Below are 25384 nucleotides of genomic sequence, written 5' to 3'. Positions count from 1 at the left end.
CCTTGCTCCTTGTATTTACAAAGGGGCAGAATCCAAAAGGAGTTTTATGCGTTTTTATGAGACTATGTTTGTGGTAAAACCCACTTTAACACAAGAAGAAATCACAACAAAAATTGATTTTTACAAAACAGCGATTATAAATAATGGTGGTGAGATTAGTGCAACTTTAGATATGGGTATGCGAAATCTTGCTTATGAGATTAAAAAAAATAAACGTGGCTATTACTTCGTGATTTACTTTAAAGCTGAACCCAAATTAGTTTTAGAGTTAGAACGTCTTTATCGTATTAATGAAGATATTTTACGCTTTATTGTTATCAAATATGATAGCAAAAAAGAACAAAAAGCGTGGGAAGTTCTTGTTGATAGAGCTATTCACAACAAAAAACCTACCGCCTTAAAAGAAAGCAAAGATAAAGAACCTAGAGAAGAAAAAATTGAGGATGACAAAGAACAATCCCCTACAATAGAAGTTTAAAGAGCTATAAGGATTATTATGTTTAATAAAGTCATTTTAGTAGGAAATTTAACCCGTGATATTGAGTTAAGATATTTACCAAATGGTTCGGCATTAGCTAAATTAGGATTAGCGACAAATCGCCGTTACAAAAAACAAGATGGCACACAAGGCGAGGAAACTTGTTTTATTGATGTAAATCTCTTTGGTAGAACCGCTGAAGTGGCAAATCAATATTTAAAAAGAGGCTCTCAAGTGCTTATAGAGGGTCGCTTGGTGCTAGAGAGCTGGATGGATAGTAATGGGCAAAAGAAAAGTCGGCATAGCATTACAGCAGAAAGTATGCAAATGCTAGGAAGACCCCAAAATTCTAATGAGACCTATGGAAACAACCAAGAAGATAACTACTCATCAGAATATACAGCACCAAATAGCCCTAATTACGCACAACAAAAACCTCAAAATACAACAAAAGAACAAGAAATACCCGTCATAGATATTAATGATGAGGAAATACCATTTTAAAAGGATACAATATGGCAGAAAAGAAAAGATATTCTAAAAGATATTGCAGATATACAGAGGCAAAAATTGATTTTATTGACTATAAAGATATTGATATGTTAAAACATTCTTTATCCGAACGTTATAAAATTATGCCTCGCCGCTTGACAGGGAACTCAAAAAAATGGCAAGAACGTGTAGAAGTCGCCATTAAACGTGCAAGACAAATGGCACTCATACCTTATATTGTAGATAGAAAGAAGGTTGTAGAAAACCCTTTTAAAATCTAACTAGTGATTATCCCTTTAAGGGATAATGCTTTATAAGACTTTGAATAAAGTCTTATAAAGCATTATCATAATTTTGAACTTTTATGGGGGATTTTATGTCTTTAGCAGTAATGAGTATTTCTACTCTTGTCTTTACCTTTTTAATCATTGCCTCTAACTACCTTGTGCAATTCCCGATTAATGATTTTCTCACCTATGGTGCTATTACCTACCCTTTCACTTTTTTATTATCAGATATATTAGCAGAACGTTATAACAAAACAAAAGTCTTAAAAATAGTGCGAATTGGAATATTACTTGCTTTCATCCCCTCTTTATTCCTGGCAGAATTTAGGATTGCCATTGCTAGTGTGATTGCCTTTTTCTTCTCCCAACAAATGGATGTTTATATTTTTTATTGGATAAAATCCAAACTCCCTAAAATATGGTGGCTTAGAAGTGCTGGAAGCACCGCCTTTTCCCAACTTATTGATACGATGATTTTTTTTCATATCGCCTTTTTATTTGTTATGCCTTGGAGTAATGTTTTAATGCTAATAATCGGAGATTATGCAATAAAATTCTTTTTTGCTTTCTCTAATACTCCCCTCTTTTATCTTTTTGGGATACGAATGCAGAAGTTTTTAGGGATTGTGCGTTAAATGCAAAAACGAAAAATCGTTTTCTTTGATAGGGATGGGGTTGTAAATTTAGAAGATTCCCCTTATGGCTATAAAATCGAAGAATTTTATTTCGCTCCCTACTTTATGGAGCTTTTTTTAAAACTTAAAGAACAAAATAGCTTATGCTTTCTAATAACCAACCAATCTGGAATTAACCGCAAAATTTTCACGCAAGAAGATTTTTGCCATCTAAGCACCTATATGCAAAACTGCATTACTTCTTGCCTAATGATGCCATTACGCAAAAAGGGATTTATGCCTCAAAACATAGCCTTTGATAGAATCTATTTCTGCCCCCATACACCTGATGAAATGTGCGAATGCAGAAAGCCAAAAAGCGGAATGCTCTTACAAGCGCTTAGAGATTTTAACCTCTCTTTAAAAGATTATCAAACTTATATCATTGGGGATAAAGATACCGATATGATTGCGGGATTAAATGTAGGGATAGAGTATAGAATCCACATAGGAGAGGATTATTCCCCTAATGCAACGCATCATATTCATTCCCTAAAAGAAGCATTAAGTTTATTTGAGGAGACATAAACCCAAAGCCAATCCGCCCACTAAGATTCAATAAAATATAAGTTACTTTGATAGAAAATAATATTGTCTTTAATATCTCAAAAAGGCTTATTATGTTCCCTGCTAAGTTCTATCGCCTTATTTTTGCAAGTTTAATGTCTTTATGTATGAGTTTTATAATGTCTGGAATAATAACCTTTTTAAACCTTGGATTGAATGAAAATTCTTTAAAGCAATGGTTATTAGATGCCTTTCCCAAAGCTTGGATTATAGCATTCCTTATTGCCTTTTTAATTGTCCCTTATATCGCTAAAATAACAGAATATTTAATAAAAAAATAATTTAACCCCCTAAATAATGCCTTTTAATCTCTGGATTATTAAGTATATTCTCCGCATTATCCTCTAAAGTAATCTTTCCACTTTCTAAAACATAAGCCCTATTAGCTACTTTTAAAGCCGCAAAGGCATTTTGCTCCACAAGCAAAATAGTGATTCCATCATCCCTTAATTGAAGCAATATTTCAAAAAGCTCCCCCACAATCTTAGGGGCTAACCCCAAACTTGGCTCATCAAGCATTAAAAGCTTCGGCTCACCCATCAAAGCCCTTGCGATAGCTAACATCTGTTGCTCTCCCCCGCTCATAGTCCCCGCCATTTGCTTATAACGTTCTTTTAATCGTGGGAAAAGCCCATACATTTTCTCTTTCATAACAACGAAATTTTCATCATTACAATAAGCCCCCATTCTTAAATTCTCATCCACACTCAAATTCATAAAAACTCTCCGCCCTTCAGGAACTAAGGCAATACCTCTTTGAACAATCTTATGGGTAGGAATTCTTGTAATATCCGCACCAAAAAACTGCACTTCCCCTTAGTTTTCACACTATGTATAATGCCATTAAGCGTTGAAGACTTACCCGCACCATTACTACCCACTAGTGCGATAATTTCATACTCTTCTATATGGAAGCTAATCCCTTTTAAAGCAGCGATTAAACCATAATAAACCTCTAAATTCTTAACCCTTAGCATAATAATCCCCTAAATAAGCCGCAATAACTTCAGGATGATTAATCGCATCTTGAGGTTTTCCACTAAATAATTTCTTACCATAATCAAGCACCAAAACTTCCGAGCAAAGTTTATTCACAAAGGGCATATCGTGTTCAATTAATAAAATACTTAATCCAAAATCTTTTTGCATTTTGATAATCAGCTCACCTAATTCCTCTGTTTCTTTAGGATTCATCCCCGCTGCTGGTTCATCAAGCAAAAGTAGCTTGGGCTTTGTCGCTAAAGCCCTTGCAATTTCAACCTTTCTACTATTTCCATAACTTAGGGCATTAGCATTTTGATAAATCTTATCACCAAGCCCCAAATATTCTAAAAACTCTATGGCCTCTTTTTTAATCTTCCGCTCTTCTTTAAAAAATCTCCCAAAACGAAAGGCTGCTTCAAAAAAGCTATAATGTGCTGAATTATGCAGTCCAATTAACACATTTTCTAAAACACTCATAGAGGCAAAAAGCCGAATATTTTGAAAAGTTCTAGCAATCCCTAGATTAACAATGCTATTAGGCTTATACTTAGAAATGTCTTTACCTAAAAAACTTATCTTCCCACAAGTGGGTTTATAATTTGCAGTAATGATATTAAACATTGTCGTTTTACCCGCACCATTTGGACCAATAAGCCCAAAAACTTGATTTTTCTTGATACAACAACTCACATCATCAATAGCTTTTAATCCACCAAAGGCAATACTAACATTTTCAAGTTTTAATAGACTTTCCATTATCTCTAAATACGAGCCTTTACAAAGAATTTAAATTTATTTTTAGGGTTTAAATCCCATAGCTCTTTTTTACCCATAATCCCCTCTCTAGCAAAAAGCATAATACAAAGCAAAATAAGTGAGAAAAAAACCATCCGCAACCCCGGATAAGCACCCAAGTCTAACCCTCCAAACACTAAAGGTTCATCCAAAACCCTAAGCCACTCACCCCCACCTACAACCAAAATCGCACCCAAAATCGCACCCGTTGTGCTTCCAAGCCCACCTAAGACGATAATAATTAAAAGTTGAAAGGTTAATTCAAAGCCAAATATTTTAGGATCAATAGTGGTAAGCCAAGCCGCTAGAAGTCCGCCACCCACTCCCTCTAAAAACGCACTCGTGCTAAAGGCAAAAGTTTTGATTTTAAAAGTGTTAATCCCCATAGCAATGGCTACATCCTCATCATCCCTAACAGCTTTCATAGCCCTCCCAAACTTAGAATACACAATCTGCAAAACTAGGATAACAGAAGCCACAGCAATAATTCCACTCCAAAAAAAGATGGTAATATTAGCACCCTCGAAAGAATGCCTATAAATCATTCCAAAAAAACCTTGCAAAAATGGCGGAATATCTGAAGAAAAAGCTAGAGATTTTAAAATCCCTCCAATACCCGCAACCACAGAATCCGCATCATTAGGAATCTCATTTAATCCAATAGCACCATTAGTCCATTGCGGGTTATTAATCGCTAAAATCTTGATGATAAAGCCAAATCCCAAAGTTACAATAGCTAAATAATCCCCCCTCACGCGAAAAACAGGAAAAGACAATAAAATAGCGATAATAGCAGCCACCACCCCACTAACAAAAAGTGCAGGAAGCAATTCTGTATATAAGCCCAAGATAAAAGGATGAGGATCTTCAAGCTGAAACATTGATAATTTCAAATCCTTATCTAAAAGCATTAAGGCAGTAATATAAGCACCAATAGCGACAAACCCATTAGGCTCTAAAGAGAGTTGCCCGGTTACACCATTAATAAGATTATAACTAATCGCCAAAATAACAAAAATCAAAATATTATTGACAACCCTTAAAGCATAATCATTAAATAATACTTGCAAAGCAAATAAAACCACAATAGCACCACTATAAAACAACAAATGTATGCCTAATGTAGCAAAAGAATTATTATAAAAATTTTGCACTTTATACATTATCCCTTAAAACCTACTCTTTTCTAATCTCCAATCACCCATAATACCAATAGGGCGAAAAAGTAAAACCAAAATCAAAAACAAAAAAGCAAAAGCATCTTTATACCCGCCTAACTCTGGAAAAAGAGCAACCGCCATAACTTCACTAAAACCTAAAATAAATCCTCCAATCATCGCACCACCAACACTTCCAATCCCTCCTAATACCGCAGCAGCAAATGCCTTAAGACCGATTAAAACCCCCATAAGAGGATCAATGGTAGGATAAGAAATAGCATAGAAGATTCCCCCAATCCCCGCTAAAGTGCTACCAATGGCAAAGACTAGAGCAATAATACTATTAGCATTAATGCCCATTAATGCAATAGCACTAATATCAAAAGCACTAGCACGAATAGCCATACCCTGCTTAGTGCGATAAAGAATACCAAGCAAAATAACAAGCAAAATCAAAGCCACAATAGGGACAACCAAAGTAATAATTGTCAAATTAAGCCCAAAAAAATCTATACTTTGAGAAAAAAATTGCGGTGCGTCAAAAAATCTAGGAGTAGAACCAAAGAGGATATTAAAAAGATTTTCCAAGAAAAAGCTAACGCCAATAGCAGTAATCAACATAGAGATTCTAGGGGCATTCCGCAAAGGCACATAAGCGATTTTATCAACCAAAACACCCAAAACTCCGCACAACAAAATAGCAAAAATAGCAGAAACAAAAAAGGGCAATCCAAAGCTATGCATACCAAAAAAGCTTAAAAACGTCCCCACCATCATAATATCAGCGTGAGCGAAATTAATAAGACGCAAACAGCCATAAACCATAGTATAACCTATGGCAATTAACGCATACATACTACCTAAACTTAGCCCATTAATACATTGTTGAAAAAAGGTTGTAATATCCAAAAACTGCCTTAACTATGGCTCAATAGTTGTCTTATAAACTAATTGACCATCTTTTATCTCATTAATAACCGCACTCCTTATAGCCTCTCCATTTTGCAAAGAAAATTTACCACTAACACCCTCATAATCAGTCATAAATTGAATCGCATTATTAATACAGATTCTATCTTTCCCTCCACATTTTTCAATCGCTTCTAAAACTATACCATAGGCATCAGCAAACATAACAGCGAAGCTACTTACAGGCTCATTATACCGCTCTTCATACGCTTTAATAAAAGAAGTCCCCTTAGGTGTTTGCACAGAACTTGTAGAATAATAATCCGTTACCATATAGCCCTCTCCGGCCTCTTTAGCCACTTCAAAGAATATCTTATTAGAGGCTAATCCATCCCCACCAATAGTTGGGACTTTTAGCCCGAGTTGTTTAGCTTGAAGAGCGATTAATGCTCCCTCATTATAATAAATAGGCAAGTATAAAACATCAGGATTCTTTGCTTTGATATTAGAAATTTGTGCCTTAAAGTCTTTTGTCCCAGCTTGTGCGTTAGTTTCAATCACAATCTCTCCACCTAGCTTCTTAAATTGACTCTTAAAAGATTTTGCCAAACCAATAGAATAATCACTGCTATTATCAAGTAAAATAGCCGCTTTTTTAGCCCCTAATTCCCTAAAAGCTAGATTTGCAGCAATAACCCCTTGAAAACTATCCGCAAAAGAGATTCGTGAAACAAACTTTTTCCCTTGTGTTACCCTATCATTAGTAGCCACAGGTGCGATAAGAGGGAGCCTATTATCATCCGCAATTTTTACCATCGCTAAAGCATTAGTTGAAATCATAGGACCAATAACTACGCTAACATCACTAGAGACAAGTTTTTGCATCGCATTAGCCGATTCAATCTTATCACTTTTATTATCAACAAAGATAAGCTCAATACTATCACCATTTTTTGTTTTGTTTTGTGTAGCATAGGCTAAATCAATCCCTCTTTTACCAAGCTCACCAAACCCACCAACAGCCCCACTAATAGGCAATACAACACCAATCTTAATAGTTTCAGCATTAGCTAACATTCCACAAATAGCCACAAACAAGAAAAACAACTTCTTCATCCGCAAACCTTTATAAAAATTTACTAAAACTCTAATCAAACTTATCTTTAATCCTAATTAATCCACTTTCTAAATCAATGCCGGTCCTGCTCAAAACAACTTTTATAAACTTTAATTGCCCATTTCATTCCACCTTAAACTACCCCACCCCCCTTTTTTAAAAACCAAAAATTAAAAGTTAATTAAAAAAATAATCCTCTTTGCTTAATAAAAATTTAAATTTTATGCTATACTAGAAATGTTAAAAATAACTTATGACAAATACATAGTAAAAATGCCTAAATCTCCTAATATAATATATATTAGGGGGGGGGGGGCAAAAAAGGAGAAATTATGAGTAATAAATCTTTTTATGTAAGCCCTATTATAAATTCTGGGGGGGGGGGCAAAATAATGCCTCATTCTACTCCTATAAAGATTATCAAGGTTAATGTTAAAGATTATGTTTTAAACTTAGATTTTAAGAGTAATGTTAAAACACATTCTAAATTCAATCTTACCCAATTAGATTCTAAAAGTTTTAAATCTTTAAAGTTTAATTCTTTAGAATCTAATCCTAACTTTAACCCTTTAAAATCCCTAAAAAAAGTTTCTTTAGATTCTAACCCCAACTTCAAAACCCCTAAATTCCTCTCCTTAGTTTGTGCAAGTATTTTATTAACTCTGCCCCATACATTAGTAGCAAAAGATAATTGGATAACAGCAGTTAATAGTAGTACTCCTTTAACAACAAATGATTCTAATAAGAATACCCTTCAATCAAGTATTACTAATACCAAAGTCTCTGCTACACAAAATAAAGAATATAAAGACTTAGAGATTGAAAGTAATGGAAGTATTATTAATACCGATAATAACTTTGCAATCCAAATACAAAATAATGCTACGATAGGAAGTATTACCAATAAAGGATTAATTAGTGGGAGTAAGAGTCATAATATTAATATTACCAATAAACCAACCATTGAATCTTTTAGTAATAGTGGGAGTATAACAAATACTCAACAAAGGAGTTTCAATGTTAGTCAGGCCACTATTAAAACCTTTAACAATAGTGGGTTGATGCAAAGTGGCACTACCGAAAATGTTGCACTTTATGGCACTACCATAGAGAATTTTACAAATACAGGGACTATAAAAGGTACAGGACATATAAATCTGCGGATACAAAGTTTTGGCAGTCATACAACTATTACTAACTTCACCAACAAAGGAACGATAGAAAATACCGGCACAGCATCAAACACAAATGCCCCTACTAACACAGCTATAGATATAGGACTAGCTACCATACAAAACTTGACTAATGAAGGTATTATTAAAGGTGGAAGAGGTGTTAATGTGCGAGCTAGCACAATTGAAACCATCATCAACAAAGGAACGATAGAAGCAACAGGAGCACACTCTCAATCGGGTGCATTGGTGGTATTTGGAGAACCAAGTAATAAACTTACCAATATAAAAACTTTCATTAATGAGGGTGTTCTTAGTTCTGCTAATAGCAGTGGTATTGTCTATACGGTGGGGAATAGTATAGAGACGATTATCAATAAAGGAACTATAAAAGCAAAAGATAATGCAATTAGTGTTACTAGACTTTTTGTTTCTAATGTGGATGCAGGTAAAGATAACCAAAAAATAGGCAAAATCATCTTAGAGGAAGGTAGCTCCTTAGAATCTCAAAAAAGTGCTATTAGCATTGATATTCAAGACCCTAAGTACAATAAAAAACTTGAACTTGGAGGCATAGAAGTTAAAAAAGGAGCAACACTAAAAAGTGAGAATGGATCAGCTATTGCAGTAGCTCCTAATAATCAAATTACAGGTAATATTGAAATAGCAGGAAAGATAGAAGCTAAAACAGGTATTTCTAATGCAGGAGAGATTCAAGCAAGTATTACACTCTCTGATGAAGTTAAAGACTTTAGTGTAGAAAATACTGGTAATGGTAATATTACAGGAAGTATTGAAGCTAAAGATAATGTAGCCCTAAGCCTTACTAACTCTGGCAATAGTAGCATAGGAGGCTCTATCACTTCTTCCTCTAATGCTCCTTTAAGCATTACTAACACAGGAAGTGGTAGCATAGGAGGCTCTATCACTGCTAGTGGTAATGCTCCTATTAGTATTACTAATTCTGATAATGCAAAGGTCGCAGGAAATATTGAAGTAAGTGGAGATGCTCCTATCGTTATTAAAAACGAAGGGAATGCTACCTTACAATCAGATATTATTAACTCTGGTTCTGGAAATCTCTCCCTTAGTAATACAGGGAATGCTAGTATAGGGGCTAATATTAAAAATAATGGAAGTGGTAGTTTAAGTATTAGTAATACAGGTAAAGTTAGTGATACTACGAAAATAGAAAGCAATGGAAGTGGTAAAGTAGAAGTTGAAGAATGGTTAGTCTCTACAAATTCTCAAGGAGAGGTTAAACCTTTAGAAATAACAGGAACTAATTTAAGTGTTGTAAGTGTTTCTAATGTTACCTTTGATGCAGGAAATATTACTAATCTCTCTTCTTTAGTTCAAGATCCTAAAAATGTTATTAATATTGATACTTCTCAAGATACTACTATAAGCAATCCTGCAGAGATTAATTCTAAAGTCTTTGCTAAAGCAGAATTTAAAACCAATGATCCTAGTGTTAATGTTAATGTTGATGCTTTAAGTAAAACTCTAAGCTTTTCTGTTGATGCTGCTAAGACTTCAGCAGCAGCATTAGGAAAAACACTCATTAGTAATACCCAAGCTAGAGCAAACTTTGTAAATGCTGTAATGGGTAATGCTATGAATGCGGTGAATTTAATCCATAATCAAGGAAGTGCTAATGTGTATTCTAACTTTAATAAGGCTTATGAGGAAGGAGCTATTTATGCAAACTTTGATAATTTAGGGAGTGATGCTTTACTTAGATCTAGTGAAACTAAAGATAAGAATCATTTAGCCTTTATGCTTCCTTATATCTCTAAGAGTAATACTTCTTTAAATGGAGGATTAACTTCTAAAGGACATACTAAAGGAGTAATCTTTGGTTATAGTTATTTAAATCCTAACAATAAAGATATTTATGGGATTTATGGAGGATATGATGATTTTAGTTCTAAAACTTATCCTTCAGATATTCTAGCTTTAAATAATAGAACCTATTATGCAGGAGTTAGGTATTATCATCCTTTTAATTATAAAGATTATGAACTCTTTTCTAAATTCTCTTCACAATTTGGTTTAATACAAAATGATATTTCTGAAAGGGTAGGACAAACAGAATTTAAAGGAGAACCTAAATCTTATGCTTATGATGCTAATGTTAATATGGGGATAAATATTAAGCTTAATACTAAGCATACTTTAACTCCAGAGATAGGTTTAGGTTATAATGGAGGATATTCTAAAGCTTATACGATGAGTAATGCCATCAATACTATTACAAGACGCAATTATACCCATAAGATGAATTTATTTAAAACTAAAACCTCTCTTTCTTTTTATAGTGATTGGCATAAACATTTTAAGACTTTAGTGTATGCAGGAGTAGATTGGACTATGAATCCTAATGTAGATAATCCTAAAGGGAGATATTCTAATATAGGGTATTATGGAGGAGGAGAGAGTAAATTAGATAATTTAGAATATGCTTTAGGGACTACTTTAGTTATTCCTTTAAATGATGCTTTTTATTTCTCTTTAAATTATGGAATGAATGGGACTAAGAATACCACTATGCATACAGGGTATGGGAAGTTTAATTATATGTGGTAGGGTTTAATCCTTATCCCTACTTAAGAATTCTAACTATGGAATGAATGGGACTAAGAATACCACTATGCATACAGGGTATGGGAAGTTTAATTATATGTGGTAGGGGAAAGGTAGCCATACTCTCTCTATTAAATATTAAAGAGAATATTAAAGAGAAAACAATTTGCGTTAATAACATTTAGAATAATCAAAAAGAGACAAAGATTAAGAGACAATAAAAGCACTAAGCTTTATTGACTCTTTAGTTGCTCTCATACCCCCCACCAAAGATAATACTTATCCCTCCTCCTCCCCAACATACAGCACACAATAAAAATAAAGTAAAAACCCAGCTACTACACTAAATAAAAATGCCTAAAAAGAACAGCCAACACTACACCCCACTAAATAACTAAAACCCCTATCCATTAGAGCTAATACACAGCACACTAAAAATAAAGTAAAAACCTAGCTACTACAACACACTAAAGACAATAACTAAAACAATCCCATACGCTACCCCTACTTACTCTATTCCTTAAGAGTTGGTTGGTTTAGTTTGTTAGGTTAGTTTATTTTACTTACTCTTAGTTAGTATTACTTACTTTATCCTTTAAGGGTTTTATTTAGTTTTGGTTATTCTTTGGTTGGTTAGGGTTGTTTGGTATTGGTTAGCTCTTTTAGGTAGTAATGTTTAGGTAGGTTTTATAAAATTCTTTTATCTTTAAGGGGTTAATGAGTTTTGGTTAGGATTGTTAGGTTTAGTTTGTTTGGTTATTTAGTTGGGTTTGGTTACTCTCACACCCCCCCAAAAAAAATAACGATTACTCACCACACACTACCACTTATGCTCACTTACCCTTATAGTATTGGTTAGGGTTAGGTTGTTTTAATTTAATAGTTTAGTATTACTTACTTTATCGCTTAAGGATTGTTTGGTATTGATTAGCCTTAATATCCTCTTTAAGATTTAGTATAGAGAGTAAGTTTAGTTAAGTTTAAAGTATAAAGAGGGGATTTTAATAAGGTTAAATAGGATTAATGATAAAGAGTAAGAATGATTATAGAGAGTAGTTAAGTTTAAAGTATAAAGAGGGGGGGTTGGTTTAAGTATTATTCTTAATTTACTTAATGCCTTTGAGTATTGTTTGATTATTCTTATTTAGGATTGGTTTGTTAGAAGATTCACTCCTTTATAAAGTATTACTTACTTTATCCCCTAAGGGTTTGTTTTTAGGTCAATTATCAATATTAGATTCTCGGTTTTTATCTTAAGGGTTAAATTAGAGGATTATCTAATTCTATTCTTATTTATATCATTTGTAGATTTCTTTTAAAATACTCTAAGGTTTATTTATTAAACAAAAATCTTGAACTTTATCTCTACTAATAAAACTTAACTTTTATCCCTTATATTTCTTTTACTTACTCCCTATACAATAGGGTAACTACTAAAGAGATAGGAAGGCTTAACATATTAAGATAATAATACAACGCTATTAATCTAGAGGATAAAACTTTACTCTAAATTCTAAAAAGATTAATCATTAATAAATCTAAGAGCTATTGATAAAAAGAAAGCTTAAAAAACATAGAGACTTATATAAAAGGTTTAACTTCAAAGATATACTACATAAGATAAAGTCTAAATAAACTCTTTTCAAATACAGACAACAATATAACCGATACAAGCATAAAGAAATAATCATAAAGTAAGGGGGATAAAATATCCTTATACTCTCATCTCCGCACCGTCCTACTTTACCACATCTGAAAGTTGCAGTATCATCAGCGAAGAAGAGCTTAACTTCTAGGTTCGGAATGGAGCTAGGTGGAACCTCTTCTCTATTAGCACGAAGATGACAATATAAGGGGATTTTATATTTTGTTAAAGACTCAATTTACCTCCAATATATTAAACCCTTAAAGAAAGTATTAATTCATCTATGTAATCTCTACATAGATGAAAGTTTGTTTCATTGAAATATCAAATTTTTATTTATACTAAGCTATCAATTATTTATTAAATTTTATTAAAAATTTTTATTCTCTATAGAGTCATTATAAACCTATTAATAAAATACTTTTTTCTTTAATACAATATCTCTCTTTTATTCTTAAGTTTTATAGTTTTAAGTAATAATTATATTTGTATTATCAATACTTGTAGGCTTACTTTTATTCTATAAATAATAATTTATCAAGCACAATAAAGGTTTTATACTTCTTTTTTCTTAAAAGCTTCTATTTGTTATTAAAAATATATTTAGAATTTAAGTAATAATCAATCTAACTTTAAAAAGATTGGAGTGTATTTACACTCATTAAGGCAGTGGCTTTTATCAATTAAGCCAAACGGTCTATTAGTAGTAGTCAGCTAAACATATTACTATGCTTACACCTCTACCCTATCAAGCAAGTAGTCTTCTTGCGACCTTCAGGGAGAGTTCATCTTGGAGTTGGCTTCACGCTTAGATGCTTTCAGCGTTTATCACATCCATACGTAGCTACGCTGCGATGCCCATAGCAGGACAACAGCTACACCAGTGGTATGTCCATCCCGGTCCTCTCGTACTAGGGACAGATCTCCTCAACTCTCCTACGCCCACGGCAGATAGGGACCGAACTGTCTCACGACGTTCTGAACCCAGCTCGCGTACCGCTTTAAATGGCGAACAGCCATACCCTTGGGACCTGCTCCAGCCCCAGGATGCGATGAGCCGACATCGAGGTGCCAAACCTCCCCGTCGATGTGAGCTCTTGGGGGAGATCAGCCTGTTATCCCCGGGGTACCTTTTATCCTTTGAGCGATGACCCTTCCACACAGAATCACCGGATCACTATGACCGACTTTCGTCTCTGCTTGACTTGTTTGTCTTACAGTCAGGCTGGCTTATGCCATTACACTCTTCTTGCGATTTCCAACCGCAATGAGCCAACCTTTGCAAGCCTCCGTTACTTTTTAGGAGGCGACCGCCCCAGTCAAACTACCCACCAGGCATTGTCCTACTAGAGGATAACTCTAGCTAGTTAGCAGACAGAAACATTAAGGGTGGTATCTCAACGATGGCTCCATCTCTACCAGAGTAAAGATTTCATAGCCTCCCACCTATGCTGCGCATAATGCTCCCATCGGCAGTGCCAAGCTGTAGTAAAGGTCCACGGGGTCTTTCCGTCTTGCCGCGGGTAGGAGGAATTTTCACCTCCACTACAATTTCACTGAATCACTCTTTGAGACAGCTCCCATCTCGTTACGCCATTCATGCAGGTCGGTATTTAACCGACAAGGAATTTCGCTACCTTAGGACCGTTATAGTTACGGCCGCCGTTTATTCGGGCTTCAATTCAAAGCTTTGCATTGCTGCTAACTAATCCTCTTAACCTTCGAACACCGGGCAGGCGTCACACCTTATACTTCCTCTTACGAGTTTGCAAAGTGCTGTGTTTTTGGTAAACAGTCGGGAGGGACTCTTTGCTGAGACCACATTGCTGTGGCACACCTTATCGCGAACTTACGGTGCTAGTTTGCAGAGTTCCTTAAAGAGAGTTCTTTCACGCGCCTTAGAATACTCATCTCATCTACCTGTGTCGGTTTACGGTACGGGCAATATTAGCTAAACTTAGAGGCTTTTCTTGGCACGACGATCTTAATGATTCTCCTATCCATCCGAAGACTTCAAAGAGCCTGTTGGGTTTGGGAAAAGGAAGCGGATTTGCCAATCTTCTTACTTGCACCCTTCGACCAAGACTTCTATCACTTGGCTCATCTTGACCCTATGCGTCCCCCCATCGCACACTAATATTGGTATTGGAATATTAACCAATTTTCCATCGACTACCCCTTTCGGACTTGTCTTAGGACCCGACTAACCCTACGATGACGAGCATAGCGTAGGAAACCTTAGATTTTCGGCGAAGTGGATTCTCACCACTTTTATCGCTACTCATTCCTGCATACTCACTTGCATACGCTCCACCACTCCTTACCGGTATGGCTTCGACGCTGTATGCAACGCTCTTCTACCACTGTGCATCAGCACAATCTACAACTTCGGTGTCTATCTTAGCCCCGTTATATTTTCTGCGCAAAATCACTAGACCAGTGAGCTGTTACGCTATCTTTAAAGGATGGCTGCTTCTAAGCCAACCTCCTGGTTGTCTGAGTAACTTCACATCATTTTCCACTTAGAATAGAACTTGGGGACCTTAGTTGGTAGTCTGGGTTGTTCCCCTTTTGACGATTGATTTTATCACCCACCGCCTGACTCCCAAGATACGGTAATAGGTATTCGTAGTTTGACAGGGGTTGGTACCGCGGTGAGCAGCCCTAGCCCAATCAGAGCTCTACCCCCTATTACTATCACTTGAGGCTATACCTAAATATATTTCGAAGAGAACCAGCTATCACTGAGTTTGATTGGCCTTTCACCCCTATCCACAGCTCATCCCAACCCGTTTCAATGGGTACGAGTTCAGTCCTCCGGTGGGTGTTACCCCACTTTCAACTTGGCCATGGATAGATCACTCAGCTTCGGGTCTGCAGCATCTGACTAAACGCCCTATTCAGACTCGCTTTCGCTATGGCTTCACATTGGTTTAACCTTGCCAGATACCACAACTCGCAGGATCATTATGCAAAAGGCAGTCCATCACCCTTGTGAGTCTCACTAAAAAATTAAGCTAAATTCGGCTTGTGGGAATCTACGAAAAAGTCTTAGTCATTACCGCTACGTAACTCCTTGCGACTTTTTCTTGATAACCCACATCTTATCCACAATGCTAGAATTTCTAGCTGTTCTTATTAAAAGATTCAACTCTAATGGAATCTTAAAGATTAAGATTCTCTCTATTGTTGTTTCGCAAATAAGAAACACCCTATAGTGCAGTATTTTAGATAAGAAATGTGCGTTGTGAAGTTTTTTGCACGGAGACTAGCCTTAGGGCTATCGCACAAGCAAAAAGCGAACTCACACATCTTTAGCTCAAAAGACAAGCCTCTCTAATTTCTTAATGAGACCCACAATAGGGCTCTGAATGATTGTAGGCAAATGGTTTCAGGTTCTATTTCACTCCGCTCACTGCGGTTCTTTTCACCTTTCCCTCACGGTACTGGTTCGCTATCGGTGTAGTAGTAGTATTTAGGGTTGGAGAGTGGTCTCCCCTGCTTCAGCCCGGATTTCACGTGTCCTGACCTACTCTGGATACTGCTACCTAAAAATACATTTTCATATACGGGACTATCACCCTCTATGGCTATCCTTTCCAGAATGTTCTATTAATGTATTTTAGTGGATATTGCAGTCCTCAACCCCCAATGCAAGCATTGGGTTTGCCCTTTTCCCCTTTCGCTCGCCGCTACTAAGAGAATCTCGTTTGATTTCTTTTCCTCTAGTTACTGAGATGTTTCACTTCACTAGGTTCGCCTGTGAGCAACAAAGAATAGAAAAGATTTTATTATTCTTAATCTAGAAAATTACTAAGATTAAGATATTGTATAAAAGTATTTATAATCTTTAAAGACTGACTATAAAGATTAAAGTCTCTTAACAAAGTTTTAAAAATTAGAAAGATTTCTTATACTTTCTTTCTACTCTTTGTTACTCACATAGCTAGTATTGCTACTAGCTGGGTTGCCCCATTGGGAAATCTATGGATCAAAGCTTCTTGACAGCTCCCCATAGCTTATCGCAGTCTAGTACGTCCTTCATCGCCTCTACTACCCAAGGCATCCACCATCTGCCCTTTATAAGCTTAACTGAGTTTTTAATGATTATTCTTAACGCCACTGCCTTAATGAATGTAAATCCATTAAGACAATCTTTAGTTTTATGCGTGATTGTAGTTATTACTTAATATAGGCTTTAACAATAAGTTGTCAAAGAACATCATTTTTTAAAGACAAAGTTTGAAAATACAAAGATGGTGTTTTAAAAAATGGAAGTGAAATTATACAATAGGAAGCTTAATAGAAGATGAAAGGGAAACATAGCGGATAAGTGAGAAAGCTATAAAAAACATTATAATTGCTATAAGAATATCTATTGTTTTAGTCATTTTAATAAGAATCTGACTTAACTTCAAAGCACCATACCCCAAACCAAAAAACCATAAGAAAGATGCAACTAATGCTCCAGAGGCAAAAATAATTTTTTCATCAAAGCTAAACATTAATACAGCAGCACCTATTACAAAAACGGTGTCCAGATATACATGGGGATTTAAAAGTGTAACGGCTAAAGTCAATAAAATTGTTTTTTTAAGGGATAATTTATTTCCTTGAGAAATTTCAAAGCTTGATTGAGATAAAAAGGCAGATTTTAAAGAAAGAAACCCATAATAAAGAATAAATAAAATCCCAAGTATGGCGATAGTTAGATTAATAACAGGATTCTTTGCGAAAAATTCCCCTATTCCAAATACTCCAAATCCCATTAAAACAACATCACACAAAAAGCAAATTCCACTAACTATAAAAATATGATTTTGACTTATACCCTGTTTAATAATAAAAGCATTCTGTGCACCAATAGCAGCGATTAAAGAGAAGGAGAGCAAGAAACCTTTAAAGAAAAGCAATATCAATTTTCCAATCCTTTAATTAAACTTAATACTTGATTAAAATATTTCTTATCCACAAAAATATAATCTCTATTGAAAGCTGATACCACTAAATATACTAATATTATTTTCTTTATAAAGTTTTAAAACTTTATAAAGAATTCCACTTTCATTTAAATCATTTAATTCATCTAAATAAAATGCTTTTCTTTATGGATAAGGGCAATAAATAAAGCCATCTATCTCTTAAATAAGATAAAAAATATTTTTATCTATTGCTAGAGATTTTCTTGTTTTATTGATGAAAAATTTTCATTTACATCTAGATAATAAAACAAGACTTTTTAATCTATACCCAACCCGCTAACTTTCATCTAAAAAAGCTAAAACTTTACTCATTTTAAGAATTAAAAATACTTAAACTTTATATTTTACAATTTAGCCTTATGCTTTTTTATTTTTTCTCTCACTAATCCAAGTTATTAAAAGAAAAAACATAGCCAAAAAGCAACCACCAACCATAATAAAAAAGCCCCCGTCCCAGCCAAAGAAATCTACAGTTACCCCTACTAGAACACTAGCGGCAACTGAACCTCCTAAATATCCAAATAAGCCTGTAAAACCAGCTGCGGTGCCAGCTGCCTTTTTAGGTGCTAACTCTAAGGCATGAAGCCCTATTAACATAACAGGACCATAAATTAAAAAACCAATAATAATCATACAAGTCATATCAATGCTGGGATTTCCAACAGGATTAAGCCAAAAGACAATCACTGCTATTGTGGTTAAAACCATAAAAAATAAACCCGTAAGAGAACGATTACCTTTAAAAAGTTTATCACTCATATAACCACAAAGGAGTGTGCCAGGAATTCCTGCATATTCATAGAAAAAATATGCCCAAGAGCTAAACTTTATATCAAAATTCTTAGCTTCCTTTAAGTAAGTAGGAGACCAATCTAATATACCATAGCGGATTAAATACACAAAAACATTAGCGATAGCTATATACCAAAGCAATTTATTAGAAAAAACATATTTCATAAAGATTTCTTTAGCACTCAATTCTTTTTCTGAATTTTGCTCATCATAATCCTTGGGGTAGTCATTTTTATACTCTTCTATACTTGGAAGCCCACAAGATTGTGGTGTATCTTTCATTAAAAAAAGACATATCACAGCTACGATAATTGCTGCAATAGAAGGCATATAAAAAGCCGCATGCCATTCATTAAAAATCGCCATACCCCATAAAAAAAAGAGAGCAGGCAAACCTCCTCCGACATTGTGGGCTATATTCCATAAAGACACAACCCTCCCTCTTTCCTTATGAGAATACCAATGTACCATAGTTCTACCGCAAGGAGGCCAACCCATACCCTGAAACCAGCCACATAGGAAAAGTAACACAAACATAATCCAAACAGCAGAAGTAGCCCAAGGAAAAATCCCTAAAATAAGCATTATTAAAGCCGCTAAAAATAATCCTGTGGATAAAAACACTCTAGGATTTGAGCGATCCGAGAAAGAACCCATAATAAATTTTGAAATCCCATAGGCAATAGAAACTGCACTTAGAGCAAAACCAAGCTCTGCTTTAGTGTAACCTTCCTCAATCAAATAAGGAATACCAAGACCAAAATTCTTGCGCACAAAATAATAAGCCGCATATCCAATAAAAATACCAATAAAAACTTGAATTCTTAGTCGTTTATATATAGGATCAACTTCTTGCTCACTTACTCTTGGAATATGTGCTGCTGGCTTAAAAATACCTATCATTTTTTACTCCTCATATTGACTTCTTAAATTTATCCCATAATTTTCACTAAAATAGTAGCACTTAAAAACTATTCTTTTAAAGAATGCTGAATATAAAATATAAGACAATTATTGAAAAAAATAAGAAATATAAAGTTTTAGTAAAATTAATACCTTTCAATAAAGGTATTAATTTCTAATAGTGCAATCTAAAACTAGACCTAAACAAGCCTATATATCTCCCTAGAGTTTCATAATGGATTCTCAAATGAAATAGTTGCCCATATAATATTACTAAAAATTATAAAAACTAAACAAATTAAAACGAACTTAAAAGTTTTATCTAAAAATCAAAGGGATAAAAAATGAGAAAAAAAATACACAAACTATCACTTAAAAAAGGTTATTAAGGATTCAATACACGATTTACAATCTAGAAATATTTGTAATTAATAGTTATTGTAATTATTTTTTAATAGTTACATTGGATTATAGAGATTCTTAGGTGTAGAGAGATTATATATTTATTGATAGGTTTCTTGGTGGAGAATAGCGGGATCGAACCGCTGACCTCCTGCGTGCAAAGCAGGCGCTCTCCCAGCTGAGCTAATTCCCCAAGAGGACTATTAAATGAGAATCTAGTTTTTCTATTCTTTCTCTTAATAGTTTGATAATTTAAAATTGGTTATTTTTGATGAGAAAGTGCTGATTGTGAATTGTTTTTGAAAGGAGTTACCAAATAGGTAATAACCAAAAAAACAATAAAGAATCAGTGCTTTATCGCAAAAAGAACAATTTTTGGTGGGCTTAGGAGGACTTGAACCTCCGACCTCACCCTTATCAGGGGTGCGCTCTAACCACCTGAGCTATAAGCCCCTACTTTTAAAGCCAAACAATCTCTGACAACTAAGCAGGAAAAAGAAAGATGTAACATAAACTAAATAAACAAATATTTAGTTAATTCTCTTGAAAGGAGGTGATCCAACCGCAGGTTCACCTACGGTTACCTTGTTACGACTTCACCCCAGTCGCTGCATCCGCCGTGGGCGGTAGCCAGTTTGGCATTCCGACTTAAGGCGAATACAACTCCCATGGTGTGACGGGCGGTGAGTACAAGACCCGGGAACGTATTCACCGCAACATTGCTGATTTGCGATTACTAGCGATTCCAGCTTCATGTAGTCGAGTTGCAGACTACAATCCGAACTGAGAGAAGTTTTTGAGATTTGCTCCATTTCACAATATTGCATCTTTTTGTACTTCCCATTGTAGCACGTGTGTAGCCCTAGGCGTAAGGGCCATGATGACTTGACGTCATCCTCACCTTCCTCCTCCTTACGGAGGCAGTCTCCTTAGAGTGCTCTACCAAATAGTTAGCAACTAAGGACGAGGGTTGCGCTCGTTGCGGGACTTAACCCAACATCTCACGACACGAGCTGACGACAGCCGTGCAGCACCTGTTTTCAAGCTCCCTAAAAGGGCACTCCCATATCTCTATAGGATTCTATCAATGTCAAGCCTAGGTAAGGTTCTTCGCGTATCTTCGAATTAAACCACATGCTCCACCGCTTGTGCGGGTCCCCGTCTATTCCTTTGAGTTTTAATCTTGCGACCGTACTCCCCAGGCGGAATGCTTAATGCGTTAGCTGCATTACTGCAGAGACAAGCTCCGCAACAACTAGCATTCATCGTTTAGGGCGTGGACTACCAGGGTATCTAATCCTGTTTGCTCCCCACGCTTTCGCGCATCAGCGTCAGTTATGTTCTAGCAGGTCGCCTTCGCAATGAGTATTCCTCTTGATCTCTACGGATTTTACCCCTACACCAAGAATTCCACCTACCTCTCCCATACTCTAGAATAACAGTTTCAAATGCAGTTCTATGGTTAAGCCATAGGATTTCACATCTGACTTGCTATTCCGCCTACGCGCTCTTTACGCCCAGTGATTCCGAGTAACGCTTGCACCCTCCGTATTACCGCGGCTGCTGGCACGGAGTTAGCCGGTGCTTATTCGTTAGATACCGTCATTATCTTCTCTAACAAAAGGAGTTTACAATCCGAAAACCTTCATCCTCCACGCGGCGTTGCTGCTTCAGGGTTTCCCCCATTGAGCAATATTCCCTACTGCTGCCTCCCGTAGGAGTCTGGACCGTGTCTCAGTTCCAGTGTGTCCGTTCACCCTCTCAGGCCGGATACCCGTCATAGCCTTGGTGAGCCATTACCTCACCAACAAGCTGATAGGACATAGGCTGATCTCATAGCGAAAAACTTTCCCCCGTAGGGAGTATCCAGTATTAATCATCGTTTCCAATGGCTATCCTAGACTATGAGGCACATAACCTATGCATTACTCACCCGTGCGCCACTAATCCACTTCTAGCAAGCTAAAAGCTTCATCGTTCGACTTGCATGTATTAGGCACGCCGCCAGCGTTCACTCTGAGCCAGGATCAAACTCTCCAAAAAAGTTAGAAGTTTATCTCTTTAATTAATTGGGATATAAACTTCTAAGGATAAGGAGTATGGCAAACTAAATACATAGTAAGCCACTCTCCCTATCAAAGTTTAAACTAAACATAAATTAAACATAAACTCTTCTAACAAAAGTGTTATTCATTGAAAGATTAAAGATATGATAATCAATGATAATGAAAAACTCTTTAGGATTTTTAAGTATTCTTGAAGTCTTGAAGTTTAACTTAAGAAGTTTCTTAAAAATTAAGAATAAGAATCTAATTAATTTCTTTAATTAAAAGCTTTAATGTAGATTCTTAGCTTTGGATTAGTTTGTCCTAAAATCTCAAAATCTCTGTTTAAACTTTTGTTTTACAAGCATTAGAAGTTAAGAAATCTTTATTGGTTATCTCTAAATTAAAATAATATAATAGCTAGTAATTACTAGCTAATAAGATTCTAACCATAGCTATTGCAATTAGATACTTAAATCTCTTTAACTCTTATAAAACACCAAAGTAATAAATGAGTTCTCTATTATGATTTTAGAAAATTCAATAAGAAATGTCTTTCTTTAAGAATTTCCTGCTTAGTTGTCAAAGATCATTTAACTTTAATGTGGTAATACATTAAAAGATTAAAGAACATTTTTACATCTATTTGAGTTATTGAAATTTCTTTAAGGCTAAATCTTGGAATGCTTTCATTCTTAAAAGAGATACTAAAGCTTTATAATAGAGCATTACCTTATTAAAAAGATGGATAATGTCTCTTTAGTTTTCTATTTTTATCAATAGAAGTAGGGAATGCTTCATTGTATTTCTTAAGCTTCTTTATTGAATATTAAAAACTTAAATGTTTAACTTTAAGCCTTTAATAAATATTAAAAACTTAAGGCTTTAACTTTAATTTAAATACAACCTTTTAAATAGTTAAGTTACTAATTCTAGTTTAACTTCATTAAAAGTTTAAGGAACTTATCTCTATTAATATCCTAAATCAAGCTGAATTTTCAAAGAACCCTTTTAAAATGCAAAAAAGGAAGTGAAATTATAGCGATATAAGCTTAAGGGGAGGTTAAATCATAGCCCCAATGCTTGTGTTGGGATAATCCATAAAGTCTTTAAAGTTTAGCGATTTGGTATTCACTTTTGATAATCTTTGGTGATTACACCTTAAAATCACTCCTTGTTGTGCCATAATGGATTGCTTCATTTGCTTGCATTCACAAACAAGGTTTCTTACTCCAAATACTCCAAAATATCTTTTTTAGAAGTTTTCCGCTCTCCAATATGCTGCCATTTCATCGTATCGCAATAACGACAAAAAGGCAGAGGCTTTGCCATAAAGCTTAGAATCTCTTGATAAGTTAGATTAGGTTTGTGAATATCTATAAAATCTAAAGGCGTGATTTGTAAATTTTGTGAAAAATGCTTGTTAAAATATTCAATGTAAGCGGTAAAAGTGCAGGGGTAAAGTCTGCCATTATAAAGTTGTGCACATTGATTGAGTGAGCAACCAATGAATCTTTGGAAGGGGTTAGAATTGCCCTTAGGATTCAAAATCATTTTTGTCATCACCTTTTGTTTCTTATCTGAGCCCATAAAAAACCTAAACACAACCCCTTGCTCCTTGCAGATTCGTTGTATTTCGTCCCAATCTATCTTAATAGAATATTTTTTGTAGGGTGGATTTCTATGGCATTTTCTCTGCAAGATTGCCAAAATGCTTTATCTTGCTTGGGAAGCAGGATTCCATTGGTTACAAGCCAAATAAGCACATTAGGAAAATATTTGCGTGTGGAGGGCAAAAAAATCTTTACAATTTGGATTTAGCGGTTGTTCTCCGCCCATTAGCTGTATTTTGCCTATAAATCCTTGCGTAACTGCACTTAAGGCTTTTATATCTCTCTCATAAGCTTGAATATCTGGAAATTTTGATTGTGCAATTTGAGAGAAATGTGAGCAACCAAAGCAATTTAGATTACAAGAATCCGCTAGATGAATATCAATTTTTGTTAAGTATGCAGGTGGTGTTAGCTTTTCTACATAGTGCAATAACCTAGAATTTAGCCTATTTTTACGCCTAAATCTCTGGAATCTTTGCTTTAATTTCAAAACAAAAGGAAACTTTAGCCTATTTTGCCCCCCCCCCCGATAATGATCTATTCATCTAGTTTCCTTTGAATGATTTTTTCAAGAATGTAGGCAAATGCAGGCAAGAAGCTTGAGCTATTGATGAATCCTCTTATTTCTTTCCTTTAGAGGCAAGCTAGTTCTATTTTCAAGTTTCTCACCAAATACTCTAACACTTTACCCTCTAATCGCCCTCACTGATTCCAATAAATATTTTCTTTGGGGACAAAGAGATAGTCCCAACCATTCCACATTAATATTCTATACCCCTTAGCATTTAATAAACTTATCACTTCCCTTTGTGCATCTTAAAATAATTATGCTCTATTGCAATGCAACTAAAGCGGTATTTAGAAAAGTTAATACCCTTTAAAACTTCTAATTCTCCTCCTTCTGCTTCTAAAAACATAAAATCAATATGAGAGACTTGAGGATAGTTTTCCATAATTTCATCAAAGGTTGCCGTAGGCACTTCAATATAAGTAATACTCGCGTTGGCTTCTATTCTCTTTTTATGAGAAAGTGTTAAATTGACCTCCAGAGTATCCAATACATCACTTTTTGAGGTTGCCATTTTTGTAATTCCAATGTTTTTAGAATAAACCGCTAAATTATAAACATCGCATTTACGATTTTGTTGTAGCCTCTTAAAAGTAAGAGGATTTGCTTCTACACAAAAGCCACTCCAACCTAATTGCTCAAAAAGATAGGTATTGGAAATACTCTTTCCATCGTGTGCCCCAATATCTACAAAGAATCCTTGTTTTTTGTGGCAATTTAGAACATAAGCAATAACATCTTGACCCAACTGACCACGAAAAGAGATACCCTGTAACTTAGAATTCCAAAAAATATCTGCTATGGCTTCAATTTTTTTGATTCTTTGGAGAGTGTCTTGTGATAATACACTTGCTTCAGACACCCTTGAAAGACTATCAACTATCCTAAAATTATCTCTAATGTTTGGAAAGTTAAGAAAGAAATACCATAATCCGCCACACCACCACCATTTATAATAATAAATAAATGCTTCACCTAATCTATAAGTCAAGCCATTTTTAATGGCTAAGGCTTGTTTATAATCACTTAGTGTTTCTAGTTTTGGATATTTTAAGGGGGAAGAATGTTTAAGATATGTTTTATGGTGGTATGAGATTTTCAATAACCTAAATAAAACGCCCCTCTCCCCGACTATTATTACTTTCTATAACCTCTCCTATTTTAAAAGCAAGATGATTTTTAACCCGCTCTACTGCACTATTTGGGTTCATTA

18 protein-coding genes, 2 tRNA genes, 3 rRNA genes and 1 pseudogene are annotated in these 25384 nt (G+C 35.0%); 7 read left to right on the top strand and 17 right to left on the bottom strand.

All coding sequences use genetic code 11. The features are described from left to right. Nucleotides 1-46: 46 nt before the first annotated feature. The 6 genes from rpsF to CDV25_RS07320 all read left to right on the top strand — a co-directional run bounded on the left by rpsF (nucleotide 47) and on the right by CDV25_RS07320 (nucleotide 2779). Nucleotides 47-478, top strand: coding sequence for a 30S ribosomal protein S6 (rpsF, locus tag CDV25_RS07345; protein ID WP_108911392.1), 432 nt, complete (start codon nucleotides 47-49; stop codon nucleotides 476-478). Between the two features lie 18 nt (nucleotides 479-496). Beyond that, nucleotides 497-982 (top strand): single-stranded DNA-binding protein, encoded by a 486-nt coding sequence (locus CDV25_RS07340; RefSeq protein WP_108911391.1) that lies wholly within the window; start codon nucleotides 497-499, stop codon nucleotides 980-982. A gap of 11 nt (nucleotides 983-993) precedes the next feature. Next, nucleotides 994-1251 (top strand): 30S ribosomal protein S18, encoded by a 258-nt coding sequence (rpsR, locus tag CDV25_RS07335; RefSeq protein WP_034553761.1) that lies wholly within the window; start codon nucleotides 994-996, stop codon nucleotides 1249-1251. A 95-nt stretch (nucleotides 1252-1346) separates the two neighbouring features. Then, a complete protein-coding gene (locus CDV25_RS07330) occupies nucleotides 1347-1892 on the top strand; it encodes a queuosine precursor transporter (RefSeq protein WP_108911390.1) in 546 nt (181 codons plus the stop codon). Then, the gene (locus CDV25_RS07325) at nucleotides 1893-2459 is read left to right on the top strand and encodes a D-glycero-alpha-D-manno-heptose-1,7-bisphosphate 7-phosphatase (RefSeq protein ID WP_108911389.1); all 567 of its coding nucleotides are present in this window, start codon (nucleotides 1893-1895) and stop codon (nucleotides 2457-2459) included. It abuts the gene before it with no gap. A 92-nt stretch (nucleotides 2460-2551) separates the two neighbouring features. Then, complete coding sequence (locus CDV25_RS07320) at nucleotides 2552-2779, top strand: DUF2798 domain-containing protein (RefSeq protein ID WP_108911388.1); 228 nt, start codon at nucleotides 2552-2554, stop codon at nucleotides 2777-2779. Nucleotide 2780: 1 nt separating this feature from the next. Here the strand turns inward: CDV25_RS07320 and CDV25_RS07315 are convergent. The 5 genes and pseudogenes from CDV25_RS07315 to CDV25_RS07295 all read right to left on the bottom strand — a co-directional run bounded on the left by CDV25_RS07315 (nucleotide 2781) and on the right by CDV25_RS07295 (nucleotide 7462). Further along, nucleotides 2781-3475: pseudogene (locus CDV25_RS07315) on the bottom strand (ABC transporter ATP-binding protein). Continuing rightward, nucleotides 3462-4238, bottom strand: coding sequence for an ABC transporter ATP-binding protein (locus CDV25_RS07310; protein ID WP_108911387.1), 777 nt, complete (start codon nucleotides 4236-4238; stop codon nucleotides 3462-3464). Before CDV25_RS07310 ends, CDV25_RS07315 begins: the two are co-directional and overlap by 14 nt. A 5-nt stretch (nucleotides 4239-4243) precedes the next feature. Continuing rightward, nucleotides 4244-5440, bottom strand: a complete 1197-nt coding sequence (locus CDV25_RS07305; RefSeq protein ID WP_108911386.1) for a branched-chain amino acid ABC transporter permease — start codon at nucleotides 5438-5440, stop codon at nucleotides 4244-4246. A 6-nt stretch (nucleotides 5441-5446) separates the two neighbouring features. After that, entirely contained in the window at nucleotides 5447-6346 is a 900-nt protein-coding gene (locus CDV25_RS07300; RefSeq protein WP_108911385.1) for a branched-chain amino acid ABC transporter permease, read from the bottom strand. Between the two features lie 12 nt (nucleotides 6347-6358). Further along, nucleotides 6359-7462 carry an ABC transporter substrate-binding protein gene (locus CDV25_RS07295; protein ID WP_108911384.1) on the bottom strand — a complete coding sequence of 368 codons (1104 nt, stop codon included), beginning with the start codon at nucleotides 7460-7462 and terminating at the stop codon, nucleotides 6359-6361. A gap of 333 nt (nucleotides 7463-7795) precedes the next feature. On the opposite strand from CDV25_RS07295, the gene CDV25_RS07290 reads away from it, so the two are divergent. Then, nucleotides 7796-11224, top strand: coding sequence for a hypothetical protein (locus tag CDV25_RS07290; protein ID WP_108911383.1), 3429 nt, complete (start codon nucleotides 7796-7798; stop codon nucleotides 11222-11224). A gap of 1722 nt (nucleotides 11225-12946) precedes the next feature. Here CDV25_RS07290 and rrf read toward each other — a convergent pair. The 12 genes from rrf to CDV25_RS07235 all read right to left on the bottom strand — a co-directional run bounded on the left by rrf (nucleotide 12947) and on the right by CDV25_RS07235 (nucleotide 25382). Continuing rightward, a 5S ribosomal RNA gene (gene rrf / locus CDV25_RS07285) occupies nucleotides 12947-13062 on the bottom strand. Nucleotides 13063-13545: 483 nt separating this feature from the next. After that, nucleotides 13546-16960: ribosomal RNA gene (locus CDV25_RS07280) — 23S ribosomal RNA — on the bottom strand. A gap of 189 nt (nucleotides 16961-17149) precedes the next feature. After that, nucleotides 17150-17785, bottom strand: a complete 636-nt coding sequence (locus CDV25_RS07275; protein ID WP_108910959.1) for a LysE/ArgO family amino acid transporter — start codon at nucleotides 17783-17785, stop codon at nucleotides 17150-17152. A 420-nt stretch (nucleotides 17786-18205) separates the two neighbouring features. Further along, nucleotides 18206-19543, bottom strand: coding sequence for a glycerol-3-phosphate transporter (gene glpT, locus CDV25_RS07270; RefSeq protein WP_108911382.1), 1338 nt, complete (start codon nucleotides 19541-19543; stop codon nucleotides 18206-18208). 519 nt (nucleotides 19544-20062) lie between these two features. Next, nucleotides 20063-20138: transfer RNA gene (locus tag CDV25_RS07265), tRNA-Ala, on the bottom strand. Between the two features lie 183 nt (nucleotides 20139-20321). Beyond that, nucleotides 20322-20398: transfer RNA gene (locus CDV25_RS07260), tRNA-Ile, on the bottom strand. Nucleotides 20399-20491: 93 nt separating this feature from the next. Then, nucleotides 20492-21988 (bottom strand): 16S ribosomal RNA (locus tag CDV25_RS07255). A 1065-nt stretch (nucleotides 21989-23053) separates the two neighbouring features. Next, on the bottom strand, nucleotides 23054-23191 hold the full coding sequence (locus CDV25_RS10240) for a hypothetical protein (protein ID WP_162550476.1): 138 nt from the start codon (nucleotides 23189-23191) through the stop codon (nucleotides 23054-23056). Between the two features lie 26 nt (nucleotides 23192-23217). Further along, nucleotides 23218-23580, bottom strand: a complete 363-nt coding sequence (locus tag CDV25_RS07250) for a hypothetical protein (protein ID WP_108911381.1) — start codon at nucleotides 23578-23580, stop codon at nucleotides 23218-23220. 177 nt (nucleotides 23581-23757) lie between these two features. Beyond that, on the bottom strand, nucleotides 23758-24033 hold the full coding sequence (locus tag CDV25_RS07245; RefSeq protein ID WP_108911380.1) for a radical SAM family protein: 276 nt from the start codon (nucleotides 24031-24033) through the stop codon (nucleotides 23758-23760). Between the two features lie 367 nt (nucleotides 24034-24400). After that, nucleotides 24401-25273 (bottom strand): FkbM family methyltransferase, encoded by an 873-nt coding sequence (locus CDV25_RS07240; protein WP_162550474.1) that lies wholly within the window; start codon nucleotides 25271-25273, stop codon nucleotides 24401-24403. Nucleotides 25274-25277: 4 nt separating this feature from the next. Next, nucleotides 25278-25382, bottom strand: coding sequence for a sugar transferase (locus tag CDV25_RS07235; RefSeq protein ID WP_108911378.1), 105 nt, complete (start codon nucleotides 25380-25382; stop codon nucleotides 25278-25280). Nucleotides 25383-25384 lie beyond the last annotated feature (2 nt).

The sequence above is a fragment of the Helicobacter apodemus genome (genome assembly GCF_003097575.1).
In the GTDB taxonomy this organism is placed as follows: domain Bacteria; phylum Campylobacterota; class Campylobacteria; order Campylobacterales; family Helicobacteraceae; genus Helicobacter_D; species Helicobacter_D apodemus.
This window is presented reverse-complemented; position numbering and strand designations above follow the sequence as displayed.